The sequence below is a fragment of the Nocardia sp. NPDC055002 genome, from assembly GCF_053608825.1.
On the sequence record NZ_JBSGWE010000001.1, the window covers coordinates 508,891 to 532,176 of the forward strand.

Annotated in this window: 20 protein-coding genes; 7 read left to right on the forward strand and 13 right to left on the reverse strand. The window is 67.9% G+C overall.

Going from position 1 to position 23,286, the window contains the following annotated elements:
- Positions 1 to 11: 11 nt before the first annotated feature.
- From ACWF99_RS02445 to ACWF99_RS02460, 4 genes are all read right to left on the reverse strand, one after another.
- Entirely contained in the window at positions 12 to 1,010 is a 999-nt protein-coding gene (locus ACWF99_RS02445) for an AurF N-oxygenase family protein (RefSeq protein WP_378629374.1), read from the reverse strand.
- 121 nt (positions 1,011 to 1,131) lie between these two features.
- Positions 1,132 to 1,725 carry a hypothetical protein gene (locus ACWF99_RS02450; protein ID WP_378629376.1) on the reverse strand — a complete coding sequence of 198 codons (594 nt, stop codon included), beginning with the start codon at positions 1,723 to 1,725 and terminating at the stop codon, positions 1,132 to 1,134.
- Positions 1,726 to 1,809: 84 nt separating this feature from the next.
- The gene (locus tag ACWF99_RS02455; RefSeq protein ID WP_452534169.1) at positions 1,810 to 2,550 is read right to left on the reverse strand and encodes a TetR/AcrR family transcriptional regulator; all 741 of its coding nucleotides are present in this window, start codon (positions 2,548 to 2,550) and stop codon (positions 1,810 to 1,812) included.
- Positions 2,551 to 2,557: 7 nt separating this feature from the next.
- Complete coding sequence (locus ACWF99_RS02460) at positions 2,558 to 3,292, reverse strand: MerR family transcriptional regulator (protein WP_378629381.1); 735 nt, start codon at positions 3,290 to 3,292, stop codon at positions 2,558 to 2,560.
- A 78-nt stretch (positions 3,293 to 3,370) separates the two neighbouring features.
- On the opposite strand from ACWF99_RS02460, the gene ACWF99_RS02465 reads away from it, so the two are divergent.
- Positions 3,371 to 5,098 (forward strand): GMC oxidoreductase, encoded by a 1,728-nt coding sequence (locus ACWF99_RS02465; RefSeq protein ID WP_452534171.1) that lies wholly within the window; start codon positions 3,371 to 3,373, stop codon positions 5,096 to 5,098.
- A gap of 78 nt (positions 5,099 to 5,176) precedes the next feature.
- Here the strand turns inward: ACWF99_RS02465 and ACWF99_RS02470 are convergent, their stop codons facing one another.
- Positions 5,177 to 6,058, reverse strand: a complete 882-nt coding sequence (locus ACWF99_RS02470) for a DUF5995 family protein (protein WP_452534173.1) — start codon at positions 6,056 to 6,058, stop codon at positions 5,177 to 5,179.
- 108 nt (positions 6,059 to 6,166) lie between these two features.
- Here ACWF99_RS02470 and ACWF99_RS02475 point away from each other — a divergent pair, with 108 nt between their 5' ends.
- Positions 6,167 to 7,015 (forward strand): SDR family oxidoreductase, encoded by an 849-nt coding sequence (locus ACWF99_RS02475; protein ID WP_452534175.1) that lies wholly within the window; start codon positions 6,167 to 6,169, stop codon positions 7,013 to 7,015.
- A 25-nt stretch (positions 7,016 to 7,040) separates the two neighbouring features.
- Here ACWF99_RS02475 and ACWF99_RS02480 read toward each other — a convergent pair whose 3' ends face one another.
- From ACWF99_RS02480 to ACWF99_RS02505, 6 genes are all read right to left on the reverse strand, one after another.
- Positions 7,041 to 8,615: a regulator gene (locus ACWF99_RS02480; protein WP_378629390.1), complete on the reverse strand. Its 1,575-nt coding sequence runs from the start codon at positions 8,613 to 8,615 to the stop codon at positions 7,041 to 7,043.
- Positions 8,616 to 8,630: 15 nt separating this feature from the next.
- Positions 8,631 to 9,314, reverse strand: coding sequence for a cysteine hydrolase family protein (locus ACWF99_RS02485; protein ID WP_452534178.1), 684 nt, complete (start codon positions 9,312 to 9,314; stop codon positions 8,631 to 8,633).
- On the reverse strand, positions 9,311 to 10,696 hold the full coding sequence (locus ACWF99_RS02490) for an allophanate hydrolase (RefSeq protein ID WP_452534180.1): 1,386 nt from the start codon (positions 10,694 to 10,696) through the stop codon (positions 9,311 to 9,313). The genes ACWF99_RS02485 and ACWF99_RS02490 overlap by 4 nt, the downstream gene beginning before the upstream one ends.
- 57 nt (positions 10,697 to 10,753) lie before the next feature.
- A complete protein-coding gene (locus ACWF99_RS02495) occupies positions 10,754 to 11,419 on the reverse strand; it encodes a GntR family transcriptional regulator (RefSeq protein WP_378663731.1) in 666 nt (221 codons plus the stop codon).
- 43 nt (positions 11,420 to 11,462) lie between these two features.
- Positions 11,463 to 12,821 (reverse strand): hypothetical protein, encoded by a 1,359-nt coding sequence (locus ACWF99_RS02500; protein ID WP_452534182.1) that lies wholly within the window; start codon positions 12,819 to 12,821, stop codon positions 11,463 to 11,465.
- A gap of 153 nt (positions 12,822 to 12,974) precedes the next feature.
- A complete protein-coding gene (locus ACWF99_RS02505; protein WP_452534183.1) occupies positions 12,975 to 13,904 on the reverse strand; it encodes an IclR family transcriptional regulator in 930 nt (309 codons plus the stop codon).
- 87 nt (positions 13,905 to 13,991) lie between these two features.
- Here ACWF99_RS02505 and cysD point away from each other — a divergent pair, with 87 nt between their 5' ends.
- From cysD to ACWF99_RS02530, 5 genes are read left to right on the forward strand one after another with little or no spacing between them, the layout of a single operon-like run.
- The gene (cysD, locus tag ACWF99_RS02510; RefSeq protein ID WP_378629403.1) at positions 13,992 to 14,897 is read left to right on the forward strand and encodes a sulfate adenylyltransferase subunit CysD; all 906 of its coding nucleotides are present in this window, start codon (positions 13,992 to 13,994) and stop codon (positions 14,895 to 14,897) included.
- Positions 14,897 to 16,771 (forward strand): adenylyl-sulfate kinase, encoded by a 1,875-nt coding sequence (gene cysC, locus ACWF99_RS02515; RefSeq protein WP_452534185.1) that lies wholly within the window; start codon positions 14,897 to 14,899, stop codon positions 16,769 to 16,771. Before cysD ends, cysC begins: the two co-directional genes overlap by 1 nt.
- On the forward strand, positions 16,768 to 17,985 hold the full coding sequence (locus ACWF99_RS02520; protein ID WP_452534187.1) for a hypothetical protein: 1,218 nt from the start codon (positions 16,768 to 16,770) through the stop codon (positions 17,983 to 17,985). Before cysC ends, ACWF99_RS02520 begins: the two co-directional genes overlap by 4 nt.
- Positions 17,982 to 18,767, forward strand: coding sequence for an SDR family oxidoreductase (locus tag ACWF99_RS02525; protein WP_378629410.1), 786 nt, complete (start codon positions 17,982 to 17,984; stop codon positions 18,765 to 18,767). Before ACWF99_RS02520 ends, ACWF99_RS02525 begins: the two co-directional genes overlap by 4 nt.
- A 13-nt stretch (positions 18,768 to 18,780) precedes the next feature.
- On the forward strand, positions 18,781 to 19,914 hold the full coding sequence (locus tag ACWF99_RS02530) for a sulfotransferase family protein (RefSeq protein ID WP_452534189.1): 1,134 nt from the start codon (positions 18,781 to 18,783) through the stop codon (positions 19,912 to 19,914).
- Between the two features lie 116 nt (positions 19,915 to 20,030).
- On the opposite strand, the gene ACWF99_RS02535 is transcribed toward ACWF99_RS02530, so the two are convergent.
- Together ACWF99_RS02535 and ACWF99_RS02540 are read right to left on the reverse strand one after the other, a co-directional pair.
- Positions 20,031 to 21,839 (reverse strand): exonuclease domain-containing protein, encoded by a 1,809-nt coding sequence (locus tag ACWF99_RS02535; RefSeq protein WP_452534191.1) that lies wholly within the window; start codon positions 21,837 to 21,839, stop codon positions 20,031 to 20,033.
- A gap of 150 nt (positions 21,840 to 21,989) precedes the next feature.
- Positions 21,990 to 23,210 (reverse strand): serine hydrolase domain-containing protein, encoded by a 1,221-nt coding sequence (locus ACWF99_RS02540; protein ID WP_452534193.1) that lies wholly within the window; start codon positions 23,208 to 23,210, stop codon positions 21,990 to 21,992.
- Positions 23,211 to 23,286 lie beyond the last annotated feature (76 nt).

Sequence of the window (23,286 nt, forward strand, 5' to 3'; positions counted from 1 at the left end):
CCGGGATCCGCTCACGCGACGCGGCGCGCGCTTCGCTCCGGCTCGCTGCGGTAGCGCGATGCCGGCCCGTCGATACCGAACTTGCGCCACAGCCACTTCGCGGTCGGGTTCATCAGACCGAGGTCATTGGCCAGTTTGCGCATATCGCCGAAGTAGCCCGACAGGATCTGCTGGGAATGCTCCGACTTCCAGAACGCCTGCTCGATGACCTCGCGTGGAATGTCGAACTCGCGCTCGAACGACCGCGGCGGCGCCATGATCTCGTTGGCCAGCCAGCGCATCGCGATCGGGAAGGCCACCGAGCAGACGCCACGATTGAACTTGCCCATCCGCCCGATGTGCGCGGTGAGGAAGTCACCGGCGAAGGAGATGTGACGCGCTTCCTCGGCGATATGGATCTCCATGGTGCGCAACACCATCGGCGGCATCGTCGCGCCCGCGCGGATCACGGCCTTCTGATAGTGATCGATCGGTTCCTCGCCGCCGAGGATGCCGATGAACAGGATCGTGTGGGCGTAGCCGCCAGCCACACCGATCAGCGGCGACAACGCGCGAAACAGCGGCCGCATGCCGGGCACGTCGACGTCGATGCGGTTGACCAGCTCCTGGAACATCTGGATGTGGTTGCACTCTTCGGTCATCTCGTGCAGGCAGTACCGGAACTCGGGCGACCCGTTCGGCAGCTTCATGATGTATTGCATCATTCCGCGGATCAGGATGCTCTCGAAGGCGGCGCCGACCTTGATCGAATTGGCTGTGCGCCATTTGCCGATCGCGATGCGCCGGTCCAGCGGTTGATCGCGGTACCACTGCGTAGCGCCGAGCGGGTCGATCTCCGGCGAGAGGACCCACCGCACGTCGTTCGGGTCAAGGGCGAGCTCGGGCGAATCCCAGTCGATATCGAGGTAGGGATCGAAATGACGGTCGACAGACCCCTGTGACAGGGTTGCCAGCGCCTCTCGGTACTCCTCGGTGATGGGTCCGCCACGGCTCGATTCGGTCAGCGTCATCGGTGCCTCCTCGGTTCGCGTCCGGCGCGCACGGCACTGTTATCGCCGTCACACCGTTACCCGAGAATAACTGAGACTGTCAGTCCCACACAACCCTGACGCGATAACGTTTTCTCCCCGCCTATTCGACGAGCAGCACCACCAACTGACGAGCCAGCTCGACATCACCGGGACCACCGAGCCAGATCAGTGGGCGACGTTGATCGAGATGGTCCAGCGCTTCGGGCAGAGACACGAAAACACGATCGGCGCGCACGACGCAGACCTGGGGTACGGACTCGGAGACGGCGGGTCCACCATCGACATCGAGTGCCAGCGAACCGGTCGACGCGTCGCCCGCTACCGCATCGCGAACCACCGCGTCGCCGGACTCGACCGAATCCGAACCGCTGTGCACGACCTGATGGCCCGGTGCGCCGGCCCAGTGATCCAGCCACGCCGGGCCCGGCTCGACCGCGGCGAGCACTGTCTGCACGCTCATGCCGTAGAGGACGTCGGCGACCGCGGCGGGCAGGCCCGCGACATCGACGGTGCGCACCAGCGAACCGTGCTCGCGCAATCGGTCGACGAACCGTTCGAGCACCTCGGCCCGTTCGGTCGGATCCACGATCGCGTGCCTGCCCGCGGATCGACGCATGGGTACCCGGCGCTCGTCCTCGGGCAGGTCGAGCAGCCCGTCACGGACTCGGCGCAAGATCTCCTCGCGAGAATTCACTCGGGCACTCTCCTTCGTTGGCGACGCCGATGTCGCCGTTCACACATTCCCTCTCCCCACATACCGCGGGAACTCTTCAATTCGCTACCGTACCGACCGGTCCACTTGATCCGGGCGCGGCACGACGAAGCCCAGCAGTTGCAAGAGCTGGTCGATGTTCAGGTCGAAGATCTCCGCCCGGTCAGCGAAGGTATCGCGCCCGTACATGTCGAACACGTCGAAGTTCACGGCACCGAAGAGCGTGGTCCACGCGGTGAGGGCGGACGCGATCACCCGATCGGGGGCGGCGAGGCCGAACTGCTCGCGGATCGTCGCGAAATCGGCGGCCGTACGCGGGGAGATCGCGGGGTCGAGCACGGGGCCGTCGAGCTGGCCCCGCCGGAAGGCGCTGTCGACGATGTTCAGCAGAATCGCGATCACGCGCACGCCCGGCGCTTCCGTGTCGGCGGCCGGTGCGGCATAGCCCGGGACTGGGGTGCCGAAGAGCAGGCCGTACCAGGCGGGTTCGGCCAACCCCCACTCCCGCACCGCTCGCGCAGCGACCCGGAAGCGGGTCGCGGGATCGTCGGGTGCGTCGAGCAGGGCCGCGTCGACCGCGTCGCCCAGCGCGTTGTAGCCGTCGACCACCAGCATGGTCAGCAGTTCGTCGCGGCTGCGGACATACCGGTACACCGCCGACGACACCACGCCCAGATCGCGGGCAACCGCGCGCAACGACAACGCCGCCGCACCCTGCGTGGCCAAATGCTCGCGGCCGATGCGTTTGATGTCGGCGATCGTCTGCGCGCGGGCCAGTGCGCGCGGACCCAGCTGATCGGAGCTCATCGTCCGATCATCGCCCACTCGCGGCACGGGCCGGATCCCGGCGTCCGGCCGTGTCGTCCTCGGCGGCGGCGCGTTCGATCTCGGCGGCCAGGGTCGCGCCGCCGACCGCCCAGGCCGTCGCCAGCAATCGGTCGCGGAAGCGGCTCAGATCCACGGCCACCCCTTCACCGCCGTAACCGGTGCCCGCCGCGTCGCGCACCGTACCGACCACCTCGTCGGCGAGATCGGCGATGCGCGACTGGATCAGCGTCCGCAAGACCCCGCTGAGCGTGACGTCGAAACCCACGTCGTAGAGCACGAGTGCGGCCTTGAGCATCGTGCGGTCCGCGACGAACCACCGGTGGCCGCGGCGTTCCAGATACCCCGCCGCGGCGAGTTCGGTGAGCACATCGGTGCCACGCTCCCCCAGCATCGCGGCGAGTTCGGCATCGTCGAGGTAGGACGAGCGTTCGATGGACTGTCCCGCCCGTGGATCGAACAGCGTGCGCCAGTCGCCCGCCTGCGGCTCGGTGTCGAACACCTCGCGGATGGCGTCCAGCCGCAGCCCGCGTGCCTGCATGGCGACGATGTCGCGCAGCCGGTCCAAGTGCTCGTCGGTGTAGACGACTTCCTTGCCCGCTCGGCCGGGTTTCGGCAGCACGCCGAGCGAGTGGTAATAGCGGATGGTGCGCGACGCCACGCCGCTGACGTCGGCGAGTTCCGCTCGGGTGTATCGGGCCACCCGACCAGCATAGGTGGGCACGGAGCCTACGTTGACAGCTCTGGCTGTCGCCATTAGCGTTACCCGCGTCACTGTCGACACCGATCGAGGAGCTCCCCCATGCCCGAGCGCACCACCGATTTCGACGTTCTGATCGTCGGTTCCGGCTTCGGTGGCAGTGTCACCGCACTGCGGCTGGTGGAGAAGGGCTACAAGGTCGGCGTCATCGAAGCCGGTCGCCGCTTCGCCGATGACGAACTGCCCAAGACCAGCTGGGACCTGCGCAAATTCGTGTGGGCGCCCAAGCTCGGCTGCTACGGCATCCAGCGCATCCACCCGCTGCGCGACGTCCTGATCCTGGGCGGCGCCGGCGTCGGCGGTGGCTCGCTGAACTACGCCAACACCCTGTACGTGCCGCCGGAGCCGTTCTTCCAGGACCCGCAGTGGCGCGAGATCACCGACTGGCGCAGCGAGCTCACCCCTTATTACGAGCAAGCGAAGAAGATGCTCGGTGTGGTGACAAATCCCCACATGACTCCCGCCGACGAGATCTTCAAGGCCGTCGCCGAGGACATGGGTGTGGGCGAGACGTTCGTGCAGACACCCGTCGGGGTGTTCTTCGGTACGCCCGGCAAGACCGAGGCCGACCCCTACTTCGGTGGTGTCGGCCCCGAGCGCACCGGCTGCGTGGAGTGCGGCGACTGCATGGTCGGCTGTAAGTTCGGCGCCAAGAACACCCTGGTGAAGAACTACCTCTACCTCGCGGAACAGGCCGGTGCACAGGTCATTCCGATGACCACGGTGTCGTCGCTGCGGCCGCTGCCCGACGGCACCTGGGATGTGGCCACCGAGCGCACCGGCGCCTGGGTGCGCAAGGCGCCCAAGACCTTGACCGCCAAGCATGTCGTGCTCGCGGCGGGCACGCTCGGCACTCAGAAGTTGCTGCACGCGATGCGCGACGAAGGTGCGCTGCCGAACCTGTCGGACAAGCTCGGCCTGCTCACCCGTACGAACTCCGAGTCGATCGTCGGTGCCGCGACCAAGACGCTCGGGCCCGACCAGGACTTCACCAAGGGCGTCGCGATCACCTCGTCGATCCACCCCACCCCCGACACCCACGTCGAGCCGGTGCGCTACGGCAAGGGCTCGAACTCGATGGGCATGCTGCAAACCCTCATGGTCGACGGCGGCGGGCGGGTGCCGCGGTGGCTGCGGTTCCTGGGCCTCGTGCTGTCCAATCCCCTGATCTTCCTGCGCTTCATGAGTGTGAAGAACTGGAGCGAGCGCACGATCATCTCCCTCGTCATGCAGCACCTGGACAACTCGATCACCACCTACACCAAGCGCGGCCTGTTCGGCGGCCACAAGCTGACCTCCAAACAGGGCCACGGACAACCGAACCCGACCTGGATCCCGGCGGGCAATGATGTGACCCGCCGGGTCGCGGAGAAGATCGGTGGCGTCGCCGGTGGTACCTGGGGTGATGTGTTCAATGTGCCGATGACCGCGCACTTCCTCGGCGGCGCGGCGATCGGCGCCGACCGTGAGCACGGCGTGATCGACGCCTACCACCGCGTGTACGGCTACCCGACGCTCAGCGTCGTCGACGGCGCCGCGGTGTCGGCCAACCTCGGCGTGAACCCGTCGCTCACCATCACCGCCCAGGCCGAGCGCGCAGCCGCCTACTGGCCGAACAAGGGCGAACTCGACACCCGCCCCGACCAGAACGCCGGCTACACCAAGATCGCCCCGGTCCGCCCGAACCAGCCGGTCGTGCCCGCGGGCGCACCCGCCGCCCTGGTCCTGCCGATCGTCGAGATCCGCAGCTCGGAGAAGACCGCAGGCTGATCAGAACGAACCCGGCCCCGGCCTCGCGGTCACCCACCGCGAGGCCGGGGCCGTCTCGAATCGGCTTCGCAGACGTGCTCAGAGTGCGTTGATTCGGGCCAGTGCTTCGAAAGCCAGATCGGCGGCCTGCCACAGGGCCGTGACCTCGGTGCGGATGGCCGGTGCGAGAGCGGGGTCTTGCAGGGCGAGGCCGTTGGTGAAGATCACCGTGTTCGCGCCGAGGTCGGCGGCGATGAGCATCTGCTCGGTGGCGACGCCGGCGCCGAACAGCTGGTCCAATCCCTCACCGACGAAATAGAACCGCCACAGCGGGCCGAGGTCGGCGCCGTAGGCCGCCTTGGTGCGGTCGATGATCACGTCGCCGACCGAGGCGATGCCGGCCACGATCTTGAAGTAGTCCGGCGCGTTCTCCGGCCTGCTGCCCACGGCTGCCACCGAGTAGGTCAGGTCGACGGTGAGGTGCGCGTTGTAGCCGGCCATGGCGGTGCGGGCGCGCGACGCCCCGCAGTCGCGGGCGAGTGCGAAATAGTGTGCCCATTGTGGTTCCGCGATGCCACCGGTGAATTCGGCATGCAGATTGTCGAGAAATCGGCGCAGCAGTTCCGAGCTGATGGCGTGCGCGTACTCGCGGTTCGCGAACGCGGCCGGGTCGCGCTGCATCGGCATCACCGCGGCGTATTCGACGCCGTCGAGCCCGATCGCGAACAGTCCGCGTAGGTCGCGATGCTCGACGAGGATCTCGGTGATCCGGTGATGGCGGGCCACCGCGTCCTCGAGCCGGCCCAGGCTGTCGGCGCCGGAGATCGCCGACGTGTCCGACAACCGCACGATCTCGTCGATGTCGGTCTGGGACAGGGTGGACCCACAGGCCGTGTCCCCGGCCGCGCCCGCGGCCGGGCCCGCGGGCAGAATCAGTGCCGCGACGGCGACACAGGCGGCTATTGCACTCGATACGCGCACGCGCCGATTCCACCATCTCTCGGCGCGATTCGCGCATCGACGCGCACATCGACCCACCCGATGGGCGTGTCGGCCCACCGCGCCGCGAGGGGCCCATAGCCTGGACCGATGCCGGAGACGATTGCGATTTCAGGGGCCAGCGGACAAATCGGCGGCCGCGTTGCCCGTCTGCTCGCCCCCTCGGGCGCCCGCCTGCGACTGCTGGGACGCCACGTCGAGCACATCGCGCCGATCGACGGCGCCACCACGGCCACCATCGACTTCGGCGATCCGACCACCGTGGCGGCCGCGCTCGACGGCGTGCAGACCTTCTTCTTCGTCTCAGCCACCGAGAGCGCCGACCGCGCGGCTCAGCAGACGGCGGTGGTGAACGCCGCGAAAGACGTGGGCGTGCAACGGATCGTGTATCTGTCGTTCGTGGGGGCCGCGCCCGATGCCACGTTCACGTTCGGCCGTGACCACTGGTACACCGAACAGGCCATCCGCGCCTCCGGCCTCGCGTTCACCTTCCTGCGCGACAACCAGTACCAGGACATCATCCCGCATTTCGCCGACGCCGACGGGGTGATCGAAGGTCCGGCCGGTGACGGCGAAGTCGCCGCGGTCACCCGCGCCGATGTGGCGGATTGCGCTGCGGTAGTGCTCGGTTCGGACGCGCACGACGGCACGACCTTCGACCTCACCGGCCCGCGAGCTTTCAGCCTGACCACCGCCACCGCCGAGATGACCGAAGTCCTCGACCGACCGTTCCGCTACGTCGAGCAGACCGTCGACGAGGCTTACGCCTCCCGCGCGAAGTACAACGCGCCGAAATGGGAAGTCGACGGCTGGGTCAGCACCTACACCGCGATCGCCCAGGGCGACCTCGCGCAGGTCACCGACGCGGTCCCGCACCTGACGGGCCACCTGGCCATCGACTTCCGCGATTTCCTCGCGACACTGCCGAAGAACTCCTGAACTCTGGGGAGTCGCGCCGACCGGCTTACCCGGTCGTCTCCTCGGTAGCGGGTGTTGTCGCCGGCAGCAGCGAGTACGCCAGGCAGACGAGCGCGAAGAACAAGTAACCGAGTGCCACACCGGGCGCGGCGGCCCATTCGACCGCGTGCGCGTGAATCAGTCCGATCCAGCTCAATCCGGCGCCGATGATCGCCGCCACTCCCGCCGCACGGAAACGTTTGTCGAGGATGAACGTGACGATCGCACCGAGCACGAGACCGGCCAGTACCGCACCGGACCCGAACACTTTCAGCCCGTCATAGACCACGCCCGCTTGACCGAGCGCGTCCGAGCCGACCTTCGCCGCCGATGTTCCCGCTGCGGACAGCGCGTTGTCGATCTGGGTGACGGCCCACTCCGCCAGGTTGGGTAGCAGCGCGGCCACGACCGCCACCGCGTGGATCCGCGGCACCGCCTGGAATGCTTGCGCGCCGATCAGCAGGCCGATGTAGAGCAGGATCGGAACGATCGCCGGGATGGGCAGCAGCGTGGCGAGGATGCCGAAAAGCCCCAGCAGGCACATGATGCCGATGGTCAGGCCACTGGCGAGGGAATAACCCGTGCGCCCGCCCGCGTCCTTCCAACCCGGGTGACCGATGTAGACGGCGGGTGGGAAGGGCGAGCCGAAGCCCGCGCCGATCACCGCACCGAAACCGTCGGCCAGCAGCACGCTGCGCAGGTTGTAGTTGTCGCCCGCGGCGGCGGCGCTTTCCACGTTGCTCATGGCTTCGGTGAAGTTGTAGATGCCCAGCGGGATGGCGGTGGCCAGCAGCGGAGCGAGGTTGCCGAGTCCGTCGAAGAGCAGGTCGAGGCGCAGGTCGGGCAGCCCGAGCGCGATGTCGTGCGCGGCCTGGGCGACATCGGGTGCCGACATGTACCCACCGATCCAGCCGATCGCCGTGCCGACCAGCAGCGCGACCAGCCCGACCGGGATGTTGCCCGGCAGCTTGATGTCGGTGAAGAAACCGATCAGGATGATGGCCAGCACCGGCAGTCCGATCCAGGCCACCTCCCACATCTGCGCGGCGGGGCGCATGGCGATGAAGGTGATCGAGATGCCGGCCAGGGTGCCGAGCATCGCCGCACGCGGGGTGACCTTGCGGATGTAGGGGCCGACGAAGGCGCCGATCATCACGATCACGCCGATCATGAACGCCCAGGCCAGCCCGGCTGCCCACGCCTGCAAGGGATCTCCGGTGGCCAGGTAGATCGGCAGCATCACCACGAACACGACGATGAACATGTGCGGAACGCTCGGCCCGTAGGGCAGTGCGGTGACATCGGCGCGTCCTTCGCGGCGGGCCAGGCGCCTCGCCAGCACCATGTAGTACAAGTTGCCCAGCACGAGCGCGACGCCGAGGGCGGGCAGCACCGTGCCGAGCACATCGGTGCTGGGAATCTTCACCACCGCGATGGTGAGTGTGGTCAGGGTGAGGACGTTGACCAGGATGTTGAACGCCAGCCCGAAGAAGGCGTTGGTATCTCCCCTGGTCCACCACGGAAGTGCTAGTGGCGCAGGTTGTTCCGGTGTGACTGTTGTTTTCGAGGTGTCGACGGACATGGTGGATCCTGTTCGCTAGGCCGTGACGGGGGCGGTGGTGCCGAGTGCGGCGATGACATCCGCGGAGCCGGCGACCCAGCCGAAGATCGCGCCCTGAGCCGCGATCATCGCCAGTCCGACGCGCTGGAATTCGGGGAAATAGGAGCCGACGCAGTCCGCGACCACGAGGCATTCGTAGCCGCGGTCATTGGCCTCGCGGACGGTGGTGTGGACGCAGACCTCGGTGGTGACGCCGGCGACGAGCAGGGTGGTGATCGAATGCTGTTGCAGCACAGCGGCCAGTTCGGTCGCGTAGAACGCGCCTTTGCCCGGCTTGTCGATGACGGTCTCGCCGTCGAGCGGCGCCAGTTCGTCGATGATGTCGTGGCCGTACTCACCGCGGATCAGGATGCGCCCGAATCGCCCCGGATCACCGATGCGCTGCGAGGGGTTGCCGCGCCGAAGTTTCGACGGTGGGCAATCGGACAGGTCCGGCAGGTGGCCCTCTCGGGTGTGGATCACTGTGATCCCCGCGGCCCTGGCCGAGGCGAGCACACCGGTGAGAGGTTCGATGACGGTGCGCAACAGCGCCACGTCGTTGCCGAGGCTTTCGCCGAAGCCACCGGGGAGCAGGAAGTCTCGCTGCATGTCGATGATGACGAGCGCGGTCGTGGTGGGATCGAAGGTGAACGGGCTCGGGGTGGCGGGGATTTCGGTCATCGTCGCTCCTGCAGGGATACCGGGCCAAGGTGGTGGGGCAGTGCGGTGGTGCGCGGTTCGTCCAGCAGCCGTGCGGCGGCGGCGAGAACGAGGTCGTCGGCGAGTGCCGGGCCGAACACCATGAGCGAGACCGGCCTGCCGTCGCGGGTGGTGCCGCCGGGAACCGCGATCGCGGTCAGGTCGAGGAGATTGCCGAAATGGGTGTAGTGGCCGAGCACGGTGTTGGTCGCGATGGGGTCGGCCAGCACCTCGGGGACCGTGAAGGTGGTGCCGATGGTCGGCACCACCACCGCGTCGACCTCGTCCCATATCCGGGCGACCTCAGCGCGCAGTTCCTGCAAACGTTGCTGTGCGCGGAACACGTCCACGGCGCTGAATTGCCGTCCACTGTCCAGGATTTCCCGGATCACGGGCAGGATCGAGGCGGGCCTATCGGTCAGGAACCCGTCGAACTCGACCAGACGTTCCGCGACCCACGGACCTTGGTAGAGCAGCGCGCCCGCGGCGAGGAAGGGTGCGAGTGTCGTGCCGACGCAGCTGAACCCCATACCCGGCAACCTGTCTCGCGTACCGAGGTGTGCCGCGCGCATGGCGTCGTCGCCGAAGAACTCGAGCTCCTGCGGTGCCGGTAGGCCGAGCCGGATCGGGCCACCGGGGAATCGTCCTCCTCTGGCGCGGGTCCACGGATCCTCGTGATCGACCGCCATGATCACCTCGGCGACCAGGTCCAGGTCCTCGACAGTGGTCGCCATGAGGGTGAGGCAGTCCAGCGACTTACACGCGGGCACCAGCCCGACGGTGCTGATCAGGCCGCGCGACGGCTTCCAGCCGACGATGCCGTTGAGTGCGGCGGGTACGCGGCCCGAACCCGCCGTATCGGTGGCCACACAGAACGGCACCTGGCCGAGGGCGACCGCGAGCGCCGATCCAGAACTGGAACCGCCGGAGATCAGATCGCCGCCGAAGACGCTGCGCGGCACCGGGTACGGAGTTCGGGTGCCGTTGAGGCCGGTCGCGAACTGGTCGAGATTGGTCTTGCCGACGAACAGCGCGCCCGCGTCGAGCAGGCGCTGCACGGCGGGTGCGGTGCGGGTGGCGAGGTAGGCGTAGTCGGGGCAGGCCAGCGTTGTCGGATAGCCGGCGACGTCGATACTGTCCTTCACCCCGAAGGGAACGCCGTACAGCGGCAGCGTCCGTGCACCGGGCATGCGTTCGATAGCCGCTGCGGCAGCGAGCAATTCGTCACGGGGTACCGGGGTGATCCAGGTGCCGTCGTCGCCGCGCGCGGCGATCGCGTCGGCCACTCGCGCCGCGGTTCTGGTCGGGGAGCCGTTGCCGCCCTGGTGCTGGGCGAGGATCTCGGTGACCGTAGAGCCTGTCATGTTGTCGATTGTCGACAGAAAGTGTGACGGCGGGAGGATCGGTCTGTATCGGATGTGTTAGCAGATACCGAGTTTCAGGTATGTTTGCTCGCCGTGCTGACGGAGCGCGGTCTCCGCCCGCAGCGGGTCGTTGGTCTCCAGCGCGGCGAGCAGTTCCTGATGTCGGCGCACACCTTCGCGACGGGCGCCCACCTCGGTTTCCTCACGGAGATTGCGTGCCATCGCGAGCTGTAGTTTCACCAGGATCTGCTCGTACACGAGGTCCAGTTGCCGATTGCCCGCCAGCGCGACGATTTCGGCGTGAAAGCGGCGGTGGGCGTCGTCGCGGGCGACCCAGTCCTTGCGCCGGTCCGCCGCGGTCAGTTCCGCGAGCGCCGCGCGCACCCGCCCCAGCCGCAGGTCCGTACTCGGGAGGGCGACGGTCACCGCGTGCTGTTCCAGCGCCCGCCGCACCTCGAACAACTCGACGATGTCGCGCGCCGACCACACCACGACCCGATACCCACGCCGCGGCAGATGCTCGACGAGACCCTGCTCGGCCAGGCGCCGCAGCGCCTCCCGCACCGGCGCCCGGCTGATCCCGAGCCGCGCGCACAGGGCTTCCTCGCCTACCCGCTCCCCCGGCGCCAACGCGCCGCTGAGAACCTGCGCGCGCACGTGCTCAGCGGTCATCTCCACCAGACTCGCCGGGAGATCGGTCGAATTCGATGCGGCTGCCGTCATGAGTCGAGTCTACGAACAGCGAACCGGGTGGCGCCGACGCCGCTTAGACCAGGCGCAGGCTGTCGATCATCTTCTTGGCCTGATCGGCGGTGAGTTCGCCGGTGGTGCCGCGGTCGACGAGGATGGTCAGGACGAGGGTTGTATTGGCGGCGTTGCGAAAGCCGAAGGTGTAGACCGAGTAGGCATTCGCGGTGCAGCCCGGGATCTGCGGGGTCCACGGGCCCGAGGTCTCGACGAATTGGCCGCTGATTCCGCTCTGGGTCTTCAACGACGTCGGCGCGCTGATCTTTCCGCCGGTCGGGTCCGAATATCCCCCTGCCGCGGCTATTTTCGCGACACTCTTCGCGGCGGCCGCCACCTCGGTCTCGGTGGTCGAGGTCACCGCGGCCATCGCGCGATACACCGAGCCGGGGCAGTAGTCGGCTCCCTCGGTCGCCTGGCCGCGACCGTCGATCGCGCCCGTCGCGTTGGAGAACGACATGGTGTCGCTTTCGGAGTGGACCGTCCACGCCGAGGGCACGTCGTAGGCGACGCGATAGGAGGCGATGAGCACGCCCTTCGAGCCGGGCGCGAGCGGTGCGGTACTGGTGCCCGACAGTGGTCCTGATTTCGTCGTGGTGGTGGACGTGCTCGCCGAGGTGGTGGACTCGTCCGAGGAGCTGGCAGCGAACCCGACGGCGACGGCGACCCCGATCACCAGCACGACGACCACCGCGATCGCCGCGATGATCGCGCCCGAACCGCCACTGCGCCGCGGTGGAGGCGAATACTGCTGTGGCGCATAGCCGTACGGCTGCTGGCCGTACGCCGGCTGCTGGGCGAACTGACCCGATCCGAATTGGGACCCGTACGGCTGCTGACCGATCCCGGGCTGAGACGCGTAAGACTGTCCGCCACCGGACTGCGCTGCATACGGGTTGTTACCCGCTCCGGGTTGCGGCCCGTACGCCTGCTGACCGCTCCCCGGCTGGGCCGCATACGGATCGTGGCCCGCCCCGGGTTGCGGCCCGTAGGCCTGCTGCCCGGTCCACGGTTGTCCGACCACTGTCGGCGGCGCGAATGGGTGCTGCCCGCTGCCCGGCTGTCCCGCTCCGGACTGCTGCCAAGGCTGCCCGGTTCCGGGTTGCGGCCCGTACGGCTGCTCACCCGTCCCCGGTGGTGCGAATTGCTGCCCGAACACGGTGGGCGGCGCGATCGGATGCTGCCCGCTCCCAGGGTGATTCGCTCCCGGCTGCGGGTCGGCAGCGGATTGCCGGCTGTCTTGCGGTCGGGGGGCCGACTGCTCGGCCGGGTTGCCGGGCGAGCGCAGGATGGTGGGGTCGGCGGGGGGTTGTGCGGCGGGGTCAGGGGTGGGGCCTGACATTCCGGGCGCCTCCCACCACCGATCACTGTCGTTTGCCACGGCCCGTCCTTCCTCGCCATCTGCCTCCACGACCGTCGAGCGGGTCGCGTTCGGTCAGATCCCCTCTCAGAGTAATGGCGAACCATCGTCGCCGAGAACTCGAAATGGTGCGTTCGCGGGTAGCCCGGGTGTCACCGGAAACCGAACGCGGGGTCAGTCCCCGATGCCGCCGGAGGTGATTCGGTCGGCGGCGTTCACCGTCGCCGCGCCGAGCTCGCTCAAGGCAAGGGCCGACAGCCGACTATCGGGGCAGCTCACGACCGCGGCGACGACCGCACCGGTGCGATCGCGGATCGGGGCGGACAGCGTGACGACGGCGTTCTCGGGGCCGAGTTCGTCGGGCAGGTAGTCGATGGTGATCAGTTCGGTGATGACGGAACCGAGTTGGGCTCGCAGGGCGGCCGTGATCGGTGAATCACGCAGGCCCGCCAGCACTTCCAGCATCGGTGTCGAATCGTCGACCAGCCGTTCGACCGAGTAGCCACGGGTGTGGATCTCGGCGAGCACGCGCGCGAGGCGGTCGCGGTGGGCCGGGTCGGCGGTGGCCAGCCAGGCCTGCTGGACGGGTTCGGGCGCCCAGGCGATGAATTCGCGGCAGACGGGGGGCGCGAGCGGCAGGCGCCTGCCCGGACGGATCCAGCCGGCCGAGGGATGCCCGACGACCTCGGTGACCACGATGCTGTCCCCGGCACGCTCGGCGAGGAACACCGGCACACCCACCTTCTCGGACAGGTCTCGCAGGTGCGGCACCGCGGTGCGACGCAGCGGAAACGCCGCTTCGGCACGCCGGGCGACGGTCAGCAGCCGCAGCCCGATGCCGTAGCAGCCGTCGTCGTCGCGCACGGTCCAGCCATCGGCGGTGAGCTGGGTGAGTACGGCATGCGCGGTGGCGCGCGACAGCCCCGCTTCGCGCACGATCCGAGCCAGCGACAAACGGTCGGTGGCATGTCGTGACAGCAGCTCGAGCACTTTCACCACGCGCTGTGTCGGCGGCGACGCGGCGCCCGGAATCTCGGCATCACCCATCGAATCAGGGTTCACCTCTTGACCGGCGCGCTCGGCCCGGCTTATCGTCGGTGTCACAATACCGAACAATAGCGTCGAATATTCGACATCGCAACCCGTCGGGGAAAGTTCCCCGGCGAACCGCACGAACGAAGTGGGTGAACAGTGCAGGCGGGGTACGAGTTATCGCATCTGGCGGCCTTGGAGGCCGAGTCGGTGCACATCTTCCGGGAGGTCGCGGCCACACTCGCGCGACCGGCCCTGCTCTTTTCCGGCGGCAAGGATTCCGCCGTGCTGCTGCACCTGGCGCGACGCGCGTTCTGGCCCGCGCCGCTGCCGTTTCCGCTGCTGCACGTGGACACCGGCCACAACTTCGACGAGGTGATCGAGTTCCGCGACCGCACCGCCGAACGCACCGGTGCGCGCCTCGAGATCGCCCGGGTCCAGGACGACATCGACACGGGTCGCGCGGTGGAACGCCCCGGCGGCACCCGCAACCCCCTGCAGACCACTACCTTGCTGCGCGCGATCGGTGAGCACCGATTCGACGCGGCATTCGGCGGCGCACGCCGTGACGAGGAGAAGGCGCGCGCCAAGGAGCGAGTGTTCAGCTTCCGCAACAGCTTCGGCGAATGGGACCCGCGAGCACAGCGGCCCGAGGTGTGGAACCTCTACAACGGCCGCCATCAGCCCGGCGAGCACATCCGGGTGTTCCCGCTGTCGAACTGGACCGAGCTCGATATCTGGGAGTACATCGACCGCGAGGCCGTCGAGCTGCCGTCGCTGTACTACGCGCACCGGCGTCAGGTCATCGAACGCGACGGAATGCTGTTGTCGGCCGGCCGATTCATCACGCCGAAGGCCGGTGAGCGCACGTTCGAAGCGACCGTCCGATTCCGCACGGTCGGCGACGCCACCTGCACCGGGTGCGTCGAGAGCAGCGCCGACACCGCGGCGAAGGTGATCGCCGAGACCGCCGCCACCCGACTCACCGAACGCGGGGCCACCCGTGCCGACGACCGGATCTCCGAGACCGGCATGGAAGACCGCAAGCGAGAGGGCTATTTCTGATGCGCCGCAATCTGTTACGACTGGCGACCGCGGGCAGCGTCGACGACGGCAAGTCCACCCTCATCGGCCGGCTGCTCTACGACTCCAAGTCCCTGTTCGACGATCAACTCGCCGCCATCGAACGAGTCAGCACCGAACGCGGCGGGGCGGCGGCGGATCTGGCGCTGGTCACCGATGGACTGCGCGCCGAACGCGAGCAGGGCATCACCATCGACGTCGCCTACCGCTACGTGACGACACCACGCCGCAAGTTCGTCATCGCCGATACCCCCGGGCACGTGCAGTACACCCGCAACATGGTGACCGGCGCCTCCACCGCGGACCTCGCGCTGATCCTGGTCGACGCCCGCACCGGCGTTTCCGAACAGACCCGCAGGCACGCGTTCCTCGCGACGCTGCTCGGCGTGCCGCACCTGGTGGTGTGCGTGAACAAGATGGACCTGGTCGACTGGTCGCAGGAGCGATTCGAGGAGATCCGCACCGAGTTCGCCGCGTTCGCCGCCAAGTTGACGGTGGGCGATCTGAGCTTCGTGCCGGTGTCGGCGCTGCTCGGCGACAACGTGGTCGACGGCTCGGAGCACATGGACTGGTATCCGGGACCGCCGTTGCTGCGCCACCTCGAGGACGTGCACATCGCCTCGGACCGCAACCTCATCGATGCCCGGCTGCCGATCCAGTACGTCATCCGGGCGCAGGAAGGACTCGACCACCGCAGTTACGCGGGCACCATCGCGGGCGGCATCTTCAAGCCCGGCGACGAAGTGGTAGTGCTGCCCGGCGGGCGGTCCTCCCACGTCAAGGAGATCTGGGGCCCGGGCGGCACGAAGGTCGACGAGGCGTTCACCGGCATGGCGGTCTCGCTGACTCTGGACGACGACATCGATGTCGGGCGCGGGGATCTGCTCGCCCGGCGGGGTAACCGTCCACACATCGGCACCGACCTGGACGCGATGGTGTGCTGGTTCTCCGAGAGTGCTCAGTTGCGCGAGGGTGCCCAGTACTTGGTGCGCACCGCGGCGCAGACCTCGTCCGCCGAGGTCACGGCCATCGACTACCGCCTCGATGTGAACACGCTGCACCGGGTAGAGGACGTCACCACGTTGTCGCTCAACGACATCGCGCGCATCCGGTTGCGCAGCCGTCGCCCGCTGCTGTCGGACCCTTATCGGGAGAATCGGCGCACGGGCAGCTTCATCCTGATCGATCCGGTGACCGATCAAACGGTCGCCGCGGGAATGGTGACCGGCCGGGAATCCGGGATCGATGCCGCGAACGTCGGCAGCGAACGCGCGGCCCCGGCCGTGGTCTGGCATCGATCGGCGGTCAGTCGCGCCGAGCGCGGGCATGCGGGCGCGACGGTGTGGTTGACCGGCCTGTCCGGGTCGGGCAAGTCCACCCTGGCGGTCGAGCTCGAGCGACTGCTGGTCGCGGCAGGCCGTCCCGCCTACCTGCTCGACGGTGACAATCTGCGACACGGTCTCAACGCCGGTCTCGGCTTCTCCCCCGCCGACCGGGACGAGAACGTCCGCCGGGTCGCCGAAGTGGCCGCGCTGTTCGCCGATTCGGGTGCGGTGGCGATCGTGTCGGTGATCAGCCCGTTCGCCGCGCAGCGCACCGCCGCGCGGACCGTCCACGCCGACCGCGAACTGCCGTTCCACGAAGTCTTCGTCGACACCCCGCTCGCGGAGTGCGAGCGCCGCGACTCCAAGGGCCTCTACGCGAAGGCCCGTGCGGGAGAACTGCCCGGCTTCACCGGAATCGGCTCCCCGTACGAACGACCCGACCATGCTGACCTGGTCATCACTCCCGAGCTCGGCTCCCCTGCCGAGATCGCCGCCCACATCCTCCGAGAGCTAGGAATCGCAGACCGTTGACCCACTCCAGTACCGCCACCGAATCCGGTAGCAGCGCGCCACCGGAACCGCTCACCGCGCCGTTCCTGGCCGCGGTGGCCCAGGCCGAAACGCTCATCGCCGGAGCGGACTTCGTCCGCAGCGATCAGGACCTCGCCGAGGGCTACGACTATCTCGCCGCCAGCGTCGCCGCCTGCCTGCGCCTTTCGGGCGCCCACGGCACCTCGCATCCCTACTTCGTGTCCTCGACCGGCCCGTACGCCAAAATGGGCCTGGACAACCCGGACACCCTCTACTACCACGCCACCATCGAGCCGACCGCCGAGTACCTGGTGAGCGGGGTGCGCGGCAGCACCGTCGATCTGAGTTTCCAGGTACTCAAAGGTGACTACACCGCGACCGACGTGCCCGGTGGCGCCGACGCCTTCGACGACCGGCGCATTCCGATCGCCACCGACGGCAGCTTCTCGCTGCGCTTCGGACCGCCGAAGGCCGATGCCGGGCCGGACTACTTCCCACTCGGGGAAGGCGCGTCCATGCTGGCCGTGCGCGAGGTCTACAGCGACTGGACCGAGCGCAAGGGCTCGATCCGGATCGAGCGGGTCGACACCATCGGCACCGCACCGGTCGAACCGGATCTGGCCCGTCTGCGCAAACGGTACGGCGCGGCGGCGAAGATGCTGCTCACCCGCGTGCACACCTGGTTCAACTTCCCGAAGTGGTTCTACCTCGACCTGCCGGTGAACACCCTCACCGCGCCCCGGCTGACACCCGGTGGACTGAGCACCCAGTACTCCTCGGTGGGCCATTTCGATCTCGCCGACGATCAGGCACTGGTGATCACCGTCCCGAAATCCGACGCGCCGTATCAGGGTTTCCAGCTGGGCAGTCTCTGGTACATCTCCCTGGACTACGTCAACCACCAGACCAGCCTCAATCATGCCCAGGCCCAGGTGGATTCGGATGGTCTGATCCGGATGGTGGTGAGCAAGCAGGACCCGGGCATCGCGAACTGGATCGAGACCACCGGCCGCACGCGCGGCATTCTGCAGTTCCGGTGGCAGCGCACCGATCGGCCGATGACCGAGGCCGATGGGCCGACGGTCGAGGTCGTACCGATCGACGCAGTCGCACAACACCTTCCGTATTTCGAACACAACCGGATCGACGCCGCCGGCTGGCGCGACCGGATCTCGGCCCGGCAGCGGGCTTTCGCCGAAAGGATGCTCGGATGAGCGGGGCACTGTTGGACGGCAAGGTCGTCGTCGTTTCCGGGGTCGGACCGGGTCTGGGCCGGTCGATCTGTCTGGAGGCGGCCGCGGCAGGGGCGACGGTCGTGCTCGCGGCGCGCACCGAGTCCCGCCTGCTCGAGGTGGCCGCCGAAATCGAGGCCGCGGGGGGCGCCACGCTGAGCGTGCCCACCGACATCACCGACGAGGCCGCGGTGCGGAATCTCGTGGCGCGCACGGTCGACACCTTCGGCCGGGTCGACGCACTCGTGAACAACGCGTTCTCGGTGCCGTCGATGAAACCTCTGGACCGCACCGATTTCGACCACATCCGGTCGAGCCTGGATATGACGGTGCTCGGCGGTCTGCGGATGACGCAGGCGTTCGCGCCCGCTCTCGCCGAGGCCAAAGGCGCTGTGGTGATGATCAATTCGATGGTGGTACGTCACTCCGAGCCCCGCTACGGCAGCTACAAACTCACCAAGGCCGCGCTGCTGGCCATGTCGCAGACCCTGGCCACCGAACTCGGCGGCAAGGGCGTGCGGGTCAACAGCGTGCTGCCCGGCTACATCTGGACCGATCAGCTGAAGTGGTACTTCGGTCAGGTCGCCGAGAAGTACGGCATCACCGTCGAGCAGGTCTACGAGCAGACCGCGTCGAAATCCGATCTGAAGCGATTGCCCGAGCCCGACGAGATCGCCCGTGCCGTGGTGTTTCTCGCCTCCGACTGGTCGTCGGCGATCACCGGACAGACCCTCGACGTCAACTGCGGCGAATACCACAACTAGGAGCTTGTAGAAGATGACTGTGCGCACCGATGTCGGCACCGTGGCCGACCTGCACGCCTCAGCCACCAAACTCACCGGTCTCACCAATTTCGGGGCCGACGACTACACCGAGGCGTTGCAGGTTCTGCTCGACTCGTATCGCGACGAGGCCGGACTTACCGAGCTCGGCTCCAAGATGTCGCGCTTCTTCCTGCGCGGCACGCTGGTCGCCCGCGCGCTGAGCGAAGCGGCGTGGGCGGCGAATCCCGGCTATGTCGAAACACCGGTCACCCGGCCGATTTTCGTCACCGGCCTCCCCCGCACCGGCACCACCGCGCTGCACCGGCTGCTGGCCGCCGATCCGGCCAACCAGGGGCTGGAGATGTGGCTGACCGACTTCCCGCAGCCGCGACCACCGCGCGAGACCTGGGGCGACAATCCCGCCTACCAGCAGATCGACGCGGGCTTGCGACAGCATCAGGTGCAGAACCCCGAGTTCATGGGCCTGCACTACATGAGCGCTTCCGACGTGGAGGAATGCTGGCAGCTACTGCGCCAGTCGGGCATGTCGCATTCCTACGAATGCCTCGCCTACGTGCCGGGCTACTCGCAATGGCTCGCCGGTCAGGACTGGACCCCCGCCTACGCACGGCACCGCCGCAACCTGCAGCTGATCGGCATGAACGACACCCGCCGCTGGGTCCTCAAGAATCCCAGTCATCTGTTCTGCCTCGATGCCCTCCTGGCGACCTACCCCGACGCCATCGTCATCCAAACCCACCGCGACCCCGCGACCATCATCCCCTCGGTCTGCAGCCTCAACGAACACGCCACCCGAGGCTGGTCCACGGTCTTCACCGGCGACACGATCGGCCGCACGCAACTCGACCTCTGGGCCCGCGGCCTCGCGGAATTCACCGCCGCCCGCACCCGCCACCCCGAGGCCACCTTCATCGACGTCGACTTCGACGACCTGCGCGCCGATCCCCTCGGCGTCGTCGACCGGATCTACACCCGCACCGGCACCACCCTCACGCCCGAGGCCAGAACAGCCATCACCGCACTCGATCACGAAAGCCGCACGGGCGACCGCAAAGCCACCCACCACTACTCCCTCGCCGACTACGGCCTCACCGAGAACATGGTCGCCGAAAGCTTCGGCAGCTGATCTCGAACGGTCAGGCTATCGACGCTCGCCGGCATCTCCGACCGGATGCCGGCGAGCGATGCGATGTCGTGCTTGTCAGCGAGGCCGGCATCGACCGGCCGCCACCTCGTGCGACTTCATTCGTCGACGTCGACCCCGTACCGCCTGGCCAGTTCGGCGAGATCGGTCTCGTAGCCCTGGCCGACCGCGCGCAGCCGCCAATCGTCACCGCGCAGATACAGCTCGGCGAGCAGCAGGGTGCGTTCCACGGTTGCGGCATCGAGCGTGGCACGTATCGCGGTGCTCGATTCCGTGCCTGCGGCGAAATCCAGCTCGATGGCGCCGACGTCGCCGAAGGTGAGACCGGCGCCGTCGAGCGAAGCGGCGAGGACGATGCGAGTGCAGTGCTCGGGCAGGTCATCGAGGACCAGGGTGATCGACTGCTCGTTCGGCCCATCCTCGGAAAGCTTGGCGCCCTGCGATTCTGGCTGGTTGTAGAACAGGAAGTCGTCGGAGTCCTCGACTCGCTCATCGCTGCCGAGCAGGAACGCGACGAGATCCACGGTCGGCGCACTGAGCTGGCTCCACGTTGCCCGCAGAGTCCACGTATTGCCGCCCTCGGCGATCGGCACGTCGATCACCTGACCTCGCGACAGCACCGTCGGCTCCGCGGGCCGGATTTCAGCACGACCAGGTGCGGTCGATGCCGCAGGGATAGCCGCGGGCGCGATCGCACCCTGCTCGAGCAGGTCTGGCCCGTGGACCGCCAGTGCGAGTTCATCGGCCTTTCGCGCGCGCCGGTCGGATTCCCCACCTGCGAGAAGGAGCAGATCTGTCACTGTCGCGGAAAGATTGACCGCGGCCGAACCACCGAGCTCGACGATCCGCGAGCGCGCCACCGCAGCCTCGCCGTGGGTTCCGCCCAGCACCAGAATCCGCCGACCGGCCAGCGGACCCGATATCGCCCGTGCGGGTGCCGTCGACCGACGTGGCGCCGCAACATCGGGTACCGCCGTCCCTTTCCGGTGCCCCGGTTCTACCGACTCGAGCAGCGCGGCGAACCGAGCCTCATCGATCACCGGCGTTCCGAACTCGAACGCCTTGCGCGCCTTGCCCGTTTCCGCATGGGCATTGTTGGTGACCAGCACACTGGTTCGGTTGCTCACCGTGCTCGTGACGTCGAGCCCCGCAGCCTCGGCACGGGCGACGAGCTCTTCGCGTTCGATCCGGGTCTCCCCGGTCAGCGCTACCTTCATCCCCTGGCGCAGGCGGCCGGCCACCGCCAGCTTCCCGGGATAGGCGAAGTCACACGGCTGCTTCGGGCCGCGACGTTCGACCGGCCACCTGGACTGCGTCGGCCTGGCCGAATCAGGTGTGCAGTCGAGCAAAGGGGGTGCGATACCGAGATGGGCCGCGTCGGCGACCAACGCTCGAAGAACATTCGCGAGAACACGGGTGTCGTCGAGCGCATCGTGCGCCTTCTGCTGCGGCACACCGTAATACGTCGCCAGCGTGCCCAACCGGTAGTCGGGTGTCGGCAGCGCGATGCGGCGGGCCAGTGCCAACGTGCACAGTCGGCGCTGCACCGGCAGAGCTCCCCCGGCCCGGGCGAACTCCTGCAGCAGGAACCCGTAGTCGAACAGCGCGTTGTGCGCCACCATCACCCGGCCGTCCAGCATGGCCGTCAGTTGGTCGCGCACCTGACCGAACTCGGGCGAGCCCTGCAGCACCGCGGCAGTGAGCCCGTGGATGTGCACGGGACCCGGATCGCAACCCGGGTCGATCAGGCTGTGGAACTCTCGCGTCACCCGGCCGGTGCCGTCCAGCGTGACCGCCGCGACGGACAGCACCCGGTGCTGGTGCGGCCGTAGCCCGGAGGTCTCGACATCCACCACGGTGAACGCACCGAACCCGGCTGTTTGCTGCTGCTCATCGACCTGCGTCATCCCCTGCATGAGCATCGCATCGTTCGCCGGGCCCGGAACGTTGCACTCGACGCTCGGTGACGCGCGAGTTGCGGTGCGAGACTTCGGCACCGAGTCGGGGCACTTGATCCGGGCCGACGACTGCCGGGGGCACATAGCACCGCCGAAGGATCACTCGCCGCCCATCGCGGTGTGGTAGAGGGTGGCGAGGGCGTCGTCGATGGGGTGTGGCTTCGGCTTTCCGTCGGAGCCGATCTCGTTCCACCGCACGAGGTTTGTCGCGACCGACATCTGGCGGGTGCCGTCGGCGCTGGTCAGAGATAGCGCTTGGGCACCGAAGACACTGCCGTCGTGGCCCCAGAATGTTTCGCCGCCGGGAGTCCGCACCCGGTGCAGGCCGAGACCGTACTCGATCCGCGTACCGTCCAGTGCGATGACGGGCACCGTACGCTGCATCTGCGCCAACGACTCGCGGCTGACGATGTGCCCACCGAACAGCATGCGGTAGAAGCGATTCAGGTCCGCCATGGTCGAGACGAGTCCGGCGCCGGGCATCGCCCACGACATGTTGTAGACGCTGTAGTCGCGCGGCGGATCGATCATTCCGAACAGCCGCTCGTACATTCGCGGGTGCGGAACCGACAGGGTCGGCCCGTCCGGAAACGCGGTGTGCTCGAGCCCGGCGCGTCCGATCACCTTCTCGGCGACATAGGTCTCGAATGCAGTTCCGGTCACCTGCTCCAGCAGTTCGCCCAGCAGGAAGTAGTTGGTGTTGGAGTACACGCCGGGGGTCGCTCCGGGCGCCCGGGTGGCGGGCGGCGCGCTGACACCCATTCCGATCAACTCGACCGGGTCGAACTGGGTGAACCGATGCTTGTCCAAGCTCTCCGATGACAGCTGCGTCCCGCCGAAAAAGGCTGCGAGGGAAGGAAATGAGTACGGCAGGTGCTCGGCCAGACCGCTGGTGTTGTTGAGCAGCATCCGGACCGTGATCTGCGCGCCGCGCTCACCAGGGACCAAGTGCGGCAGGTAATCTCCGATCGGTGTGTCGAGCCCGATCCGCCCCTGCTCGACCTGCTGCATGATCGCGGCCGCGATGAACGTCTTGGTGATGCTGCCTACTCGGTGGACCATGTCCGGGCCGATGGGTTCGCCGGAGGCGACGTCGGCGACCCCCGCCGTGCCACTCCACACCCGGTCGCCGTCACGTACCTCCATGTACACACCGGTCATTCCCGCGTCGCGGACCGCATCCAGCGCGGATTGCAGCGCAGCCGGATCGAGTCCGGAACCTGGTTGCGCAGTGTCTGTTTCGCCGGCCGTCGGCCGCATCGCGCATGCGCTGACGGTCAGGACGGCGACGCCTACCAGCATTGTCAGTGGGATCTTCACGATTTCTGTCCTCTCGTGGTCGGCCGCTGTGGTTCGAAGCGGCGCACCGTTACCGTGGCAGGTGTGACCGATGGGG